At 65.3% G+C, this 6,066-nt stretch carries 5 protein-coding genes; 4 read left to right on the top strand and 1 reads right to left on the bottom strand.

Annotated features, from left to right (window positions below):
* From yidC to QMZ25_RS04155, 4 genes are all read left to right on the top strand, one after another.
* The coding region (gene yidC / locus QMZ25_RS04170; protein ID WP_283219178.1) for a membrane protein insertase YidC at positions 1-1,372 on the top strand (1,372 nt) is incomplete at its 5' end.
* Positions 1,373-1,484: 112 nt separating this feature from the next.
* A complete protein-coding gene (gene mnmE / locus QMZ25_RS04165) occupies positions 1,485-2,834 on the top strand; it encodes a tRNA uridine-5-carboxymethylaminomethyl(34) synthesis GTPase MnmE (RefSeq protein ID WP_283219177.1) in 1,350 nt (449 codons plus the stop codon).
* 153 nt (positions 2,835-2,987) lie between these two features.
* Positions 2,988-3,875: a BRCT domain-containing protein gene (locus tag QMZ25_RS04160; protein WP_283219176.1), complete on the top strand. Its 888-nt coding sequence runs from the start codon at positions 2,988-2,990 to the stop codon at positions 3,873-3,875.
* A gap of 167 nt (positions 3,876-4,042) precedes the next feature.
* A complete protein-coding gene (locus tag QMZ25_RS04155; protein ID WP_283219175.1) occupies positions 4,043-5,158 on the top strand; it encodes a glycerophosphodiester phosphodiesterase in 1,116 nt (371 codons plus the stop codon).
* An 86-nt stretch (positions 5,159-5,244) separates the two neighbouring features.
* Here the strand turns inward: QMZ25_RS04155 and QMZ25_RS04150 are convergent, their stop codons facing one another.
* The gene (locus QMZ25_RS04150) at positions 5,245-6,015 is read right to left on the bottom strand and encodes a rhomboid family intramembrane serine protease (RefSeq protein ID WP_197600196.1); all 771 of its coding nucleotides are present in this window, start codon (positions 6,013-6,015) and stop codon (positions 5,245-5,247) included.
* Between the last annotated feature and the right edge of the window lie 51 nt (positions 6,016-6,066).

Genomic DNA, 6,066 nt, shown 5'->3' with positions numbered 1-6,066 from the left:
GGTCCGCCTGCTGACCGAAGATCCCGCGCATCCGTACAGCGCGATCAGCGGCTGGGCCAGCCAGGACAAGAACGCCCCGGTGCCCGGCGCCGACGGCTTCAAGCTGGTCGGTGACACCCGCGACTTCGTGCTGGCCAAGGGCCAGAACGAACTGCAGATCCCGTTCGTGTGGACCGCCGACAACGGCGTGACCATCAAGCGCACCCTCACCGTCTCGCGCAACGAGTACGCCGTGCGCTTCAAGGATGAAGTCAGCAATGCCGGCGCCACCACGTGGAACGGCTACGTCTACCGCACCCTGGACCGCACCCCGACCATCCTGTCGCGGAGCATGACCAACCCGGATTCCTTCAGCTTCAACGGTGCCACCTGGTACGACAACGACAAAAAGTACCAGCGTCGTGCGTTCAAGGATTACCTGGAGGACGGTGCGCTGAACCAGAACATCACCGGCGGCTGGCTGGCGATGCTGCAGCACCACTTCTTCACCGCGTGGATCCCGCAGAAGGACCAGGTCGCCCACTACGTGCTGTCGCAGGTGGACGGTCGTGACCTGATCGAAGCGCGCGGACCGGCCTTTACCCTGGCCCCGGGCCAGTCCACCAGCACCGAAGCGCGCCTGTGGGTCGGCCCCAAGCTGGTCAACCTGATCGCCAAGGAAGACGTGCCGGGCCTGGATCGCGTGGTCGACTACAGCCGTTTCTCGATGATGGCGGTGATCGGCCAGGGCCTGTTCTGGGTGCTCAACCAGGTGCACAAGCTGGTCGGCAACTGGGGCTGGGCGATCGTCGGCCTGGTGGTGCTGCTGAAGCTGGTGCTGTACCCGCTGTCGGCCGTGCAATACAAGAGTGGCGCCAAGATGCGCCGCTTCCAGCCGCGCATCCAGCAGCTGAAGGAACGCTATGGCGATGACCGCCAGAAGTTCCAGACCGCGATGATGGAGCTGTACAAGAAGGAGAAGATCAATCCGATGGGCGGCTGCCTGCCGATCCTCATCCAGATGCCGATCTTCTTCGCCCTGTACTGGGTGCTGGTGGAGTCGGTCGAACTGCGCCAGGCGCCGTGGCTGGGCTGGATCCAGGACCTGACCGCGCGTGACCCGTACTTCATCCTGCCGGTGATCAACGTGGCGGTGATGTGGTTCACCCAGAAGCTCACGCCTGCGCCGGGCATGGACCCGATGCAGCAGAAGATGATGCAGTTCATGCCGCTGGTGTTCGGCGTCATGATGGCCTTCATGCCGTCCGGCCTGGTCCTGTACTGGGTGGTCAACGGCGGCCTGGGCCTGCTGCAGCAGTGGTGGATGACCAAGCGCCATGGCGGCGACCCGGTCCCGGCCACCGCCGCGTCGGCTCCGGTCAAGAAGAAGTAATCGGTAGAGTCGGCCGCTGGCCGGCTGACCGCAGCAGAAGCCCGCCGCAAGGCGGGCTTTTCGCATGAGGCGGTAGAATTCCGCGCGTGCGCAACCGGAGACGTTCCAAGCGATGAATGAGGCAGCCAGCACCGACACCATTGTCGCCATCGCCAGCGCGCCAGGTGCAGGTGGCGTCGGCATCCTGCGCCTGTCCGGCCCGCGCGCCGCCGCCATCGCCAACGCACTGGGCGCAACCGGCCTGCGCCCACGTCACGCGCATTACGCACGTCTACGCGACGCCGACGGCGAGGTGATCGACGATGGCATCGTGCTGTGGTTCCCGGCACCGAACAGCTTCACCGGCGAAGAAGTGGTGGAACTGCAGGGCCATGGCAGCCCGGTGTTGCTGCAGCAACTGGTTGCACGCTGCATCGCGCTCGGCGCGCGGCAGGCGCGGCCCGGTGAGTTCAGCGAGCGCGCCTTCCTCAACGGCAAGCTCGATCTGGCTCAGGCCGAGGCCATCGCCGATCTGATCGCTGCGGGCGACAACCGCGCCGCGCGTGCTGCCCGTCGCTCGCTGGACGGGGTGTTCTCGCGGCGCATCGACGCCGTGGTCGAGCAGCTGGTGCTGCTGCGCGTGCATGTGGAAGCGGCCATCGATTTTGTAGATGAGCCGCTGGATACGCTGGGCGGCGCGCAGGTGCGCCGCGGGCTGGAACTGGCACGCAGCGACCTGGCCCTGCTGCGCCGCGATGCCGAGCGTGGCCGTCGCCTGCGCGATGGCCTGCACGCGGTGCTGATCGGCCCGCCTAACGCCGGCAAAAGTTCATTGCTCAATGCGCTTGCCGGCAGCGAACGCGCCATCGTCACCGACATCGCCGGCACCACGCGCGACACGCTGCGCGAGACCATCCGCCTGGATGGACTGGAGCTGACCCTGGTCGATACTGCCGGCCTGCGCGACGGTGGCGACGCCATCGAACGCGAAGGCATGCGCCGTGCCCACGTGGAGATCGAACGCACCGACCTGGCGTTGATCGTGCTGGACGCACGCGATCCGGCGGCGGGCGAGGCGGCCATCGGCGAAGCGGTGCGGGCCGTGCCGCACAAGGTCTACATCCACAACAAGTCGGATCTGCTGCAGGCCGGGCCAACCGTGGACGATCCGGACCGTGTGTTCGTTTCGGCCGCTACCGGTGCCGGACTCGACGACCTGCACGCGCGCCTGCGCGCGATCGCATCGGCAGGCGCGGGCGAACAGGTGGACGGCGAGTTCTCCGCGCGTACCCGCCACGTGGATGCAATCGAGCGTGCGCAGGAACATGCCCGTCGCGCTGATGGCGAGCTGGCCCACGAACACCTGGAACTGGCAGCCGAAGAGCTGCGGCTCGCACATGACGCGCTGGGCGAGATCACCGGGCAGATGAGCGCCGATGACCTGCTGGGACGGATCTTCTCCAGCTTCTGCATCGGGAAGTAAGCCGCGCGGAGCCGTAGATAGGAGCTCATTCTCCGGCCACATTCCCCATAAAGTGACGTAATTGGCACTGAATCTGGGTCAGGATCTGACCAACGGCTTGAGTCAGGGCAAGTCCCGGGTTAGCGTGCGGAAAAATCTGACAAGGAACGGCAGATGCATCCAGATCATGTGGAGTACCAGCACTTTACCTATCCGGCACAGCTGGCCCGCTCTCTGAACTCGCTCGCTGGAATCATTGAAGGGATCGCTATCGATCAGGAGATCAACGAGCTTGAGCGCGGCTTTCTCGAAGGCTGGATCCAGCAGCATGTAGCACGCCGCAAATACCATCCCTTCAACGAGCTGATTCCTGTTGCCGAGGCAGCTCTGGTGGATGGAGTCCTTACAGAGGAAGGGGCTGAGGACATTCGGTGGCTCGTCTCGAAGATGCGATCTGCAGAGCGCATCGGCAGCACCGTTGCCGATCTCCAGCGACTACATGCCGTACTGGGCGGGATCGTCGCCGATTGCGAGATCAGCGAAGCTGAACTGCGCGGTCTGTCAGACTGGATGGAAGAGCATGTACATCTTCGGGGGTGCTGGCCGTATGACGAGATTGATCATTTGGTTGCGAAGGTACTTGCGGACGGAAAAGTGGATGAAGAGGAGCAACATCAGCTAACGCAGTTCTTCACTGAGTTCATTGCATTGTCCGATGACCGGACGGTCACGGCACCGACTGTTGGCGTCCAGGGTGCATTGATTGGTCTGTGTGCCGTTGCGCCGGAAATCCAGTTTGCCGAGAAGGGCTTCTGCTTCACGGGAGCTTCCTACAAAGGAAGTCGGAGCGAGATGGGGTTGCTGGTGTCAGACAGAGGAGGAACCGTCCACTCGAATCCCTCCAGAAAGGTCGATTACCTTGTCATTGGCGCGGAGGGCAATCCGTGCTGGACGTACGCTTGCTACGGTCGAAAGGTCGAGCGCGCCGTAGAACTACGTAAGCAGGGGGTGCGCATCATGATCGTCCATGAACGTGACTTCCACGACGCGCTGGTCGATTAGACCAGAATCGCCGAGCAGGCATCGGACTCCGCAGGACAGCATGGATCACTGCATCAACTGTCCGCCGTAGAGGCAAGCCCAAGTCAGGCTCCACAGCGGCCCTTCCCCCACCTGTCACATTGCCGCCGCATACTGCCGCCCATCACCTACCGTTGGGGGACGTTGCAGTGAAGTCGTGGGGTTGTGCGTTGCTGTTGTCGCTGGCCGTGGCACCATCGGTGGCCATGAGTGCTGAATCCTCTCTCCCGGCTGCGGCCAGGGCGTCGGTCTATGGTCATCGCGGCGCCAGCGCGCTGCTGCCGGAACACACCCTGGCTGCGTATGCACAGGCCATCGCCGACGGAGCCGACTACATCGAACCGGACCTGGTGATGACCAGGGACGGGGTGATGGTGGCCCGCCATGAGAACGAGATCGGGGGCACCACCGATGTCGCCTCGCATCCCGAATTCGCCAGCCGCCGCACCCGCAAGGTCATCGACGGGCAGACGGTGGACGGATGGTTCACCGAAGACTTCACCCTGGCCGAGCTGAAGACGCTGTACGCGCGCGAACGCCTGCCCGACCTGCGCAGCACCGCCTACGACGGCCAGTTCCGCATCGCCAGTCTCGATGAAATCCTCGCCTTCCTGGTCCAGCAGGCCGGCCGCGCCAATCGAGGCATCGGTCTGGTGCCGGAGATCAAGCATCCGACCTACTTCCAGTCCATCGGTCTGCCGATGGAAGACAAACTATTGGCCGCGCTGCGTGGCAATGCCTACACCAACGTCGGTCCGGTCACCATCCAGTCCTTCGAGACCGCCAACCTGCGTTACCTGCGCAGCAAGATCCCGCAGGACAGCAACATCCGCCTGCTGCAGCTGTTGTGGAAGGGCGATACCCAGCCGGCCGACGTCGCCAAGGCCGGGGGCACGCTGAACTACGCACAGATGATGACTCCTGCGGGCCTGAAGGACATCGCGGCCTATGCCGATGGCATCGGTCCTGAACTGCGCTCGATCATTCCGCTGGACGCCAACGGTGCACTGGGAACGCCGACCGCGCTGGTGCGCGATGCGCACGCGGCCGGCCTGATGGTGATCCCGTATACCTTCCGCCCGGAGAATCAGTTCCAGCCCAGCAACCTGCGCAGGGGGGCGGACAACGCGCGCAATGCCGAAGGCTCGATCGCCGAGATGCGCGCCTATCTGGCCACTGGCATCGATGCGTTCTTCACCGATGACCCGGCGCTGGGCCGGCAGGCGGTGGATGGCACTGGCGCGGCGGGCAACGCGGCGAACTGACACGTCAACGCCGCCGGGCATGGCCCGGCGCTACCCGGGATGCCGGTGAACCGTAGCGCCGGGCCATGCCCGGGACCCATCCCACCTCAGCCGCGCGGTTCGTCCGGCCGCCGGAACGGGATGACCACGTAATCCTGCCCTTCGCGCGGCTGCCACAGGACCGGCACACGGTGTGGCGACGGCGGCTCCAGTTCATCGTCGGCCAGCGGTTCTGCGTTCTCTTCCTCGTCCTCCCAGCTGTAGCGCGGACGCGGTGGCAGCGGGTCGGCGGTGCGGAACAGCAGCGCTGCGATGATGCCGGCGAAGGCGCCGCCCATGTGCGACTGCCAGGACACGCCGTCGGCATGCGGCAGGATGGTCATCAGCATGCCACCGTAGAACAGCATGCCGATCAGGCCGGTGGCGATGGCGGCGCGGTCGCGGCGCAGCAGGCCGAGGCCGGCGAGCAGGAACATCAGGCCGTGGGTCACGCCACTGGCACCCAGATGGACGCTGCCGGGATTGCCCAGCATCCATGCGCCCACACCCGATCCCAGCCAGAGCAGGGGCAGGGCGCGGACGGTGGCCCTGGGATAGACGCTTCCGGCCAGGGTGCCGAGGATCAGGATCGCGATGCTGTTGGCGGCGATGTGCTCGACCGAGGCATGCAGCAGCGGGCCGCCGAGCAGGCCGAGCAGGCCCTTGGCTTCCAGCGGCGCTACCGCCCAGGGGCGCCAGTCGAACGTGCCCTGCAGGGCGAACACGACCACCAGCACCAGCACGGCGGCCAGGCTGACATTGAACGCCCGCAGGATGCGGAGGCGGTCGTTGCGGGGGGCCGGCACGTCGCCGGCGGGCAGGGGCGCGTTGCTGTTCATACCTCAAGCAATGGCGGTGGCTGGCGCGAAACCAAGGCCACCGCTGCGGGA

This window comes from Stenotrophomonas sp. RS-48 (assembly GCF_030053245.1).
Lineage (GTDB): Bacteria > Pseudomonadota > Gammaproteobacteria > Xanthomonadales > Xanthomonadaceae > Stenotrophomonas > Stenotrophomonas maltophilia_P.
Note: the sequence above shows the minus strand (reverse complement) of the source record. Positions and strands in the feature narration are given on the sequence as shown.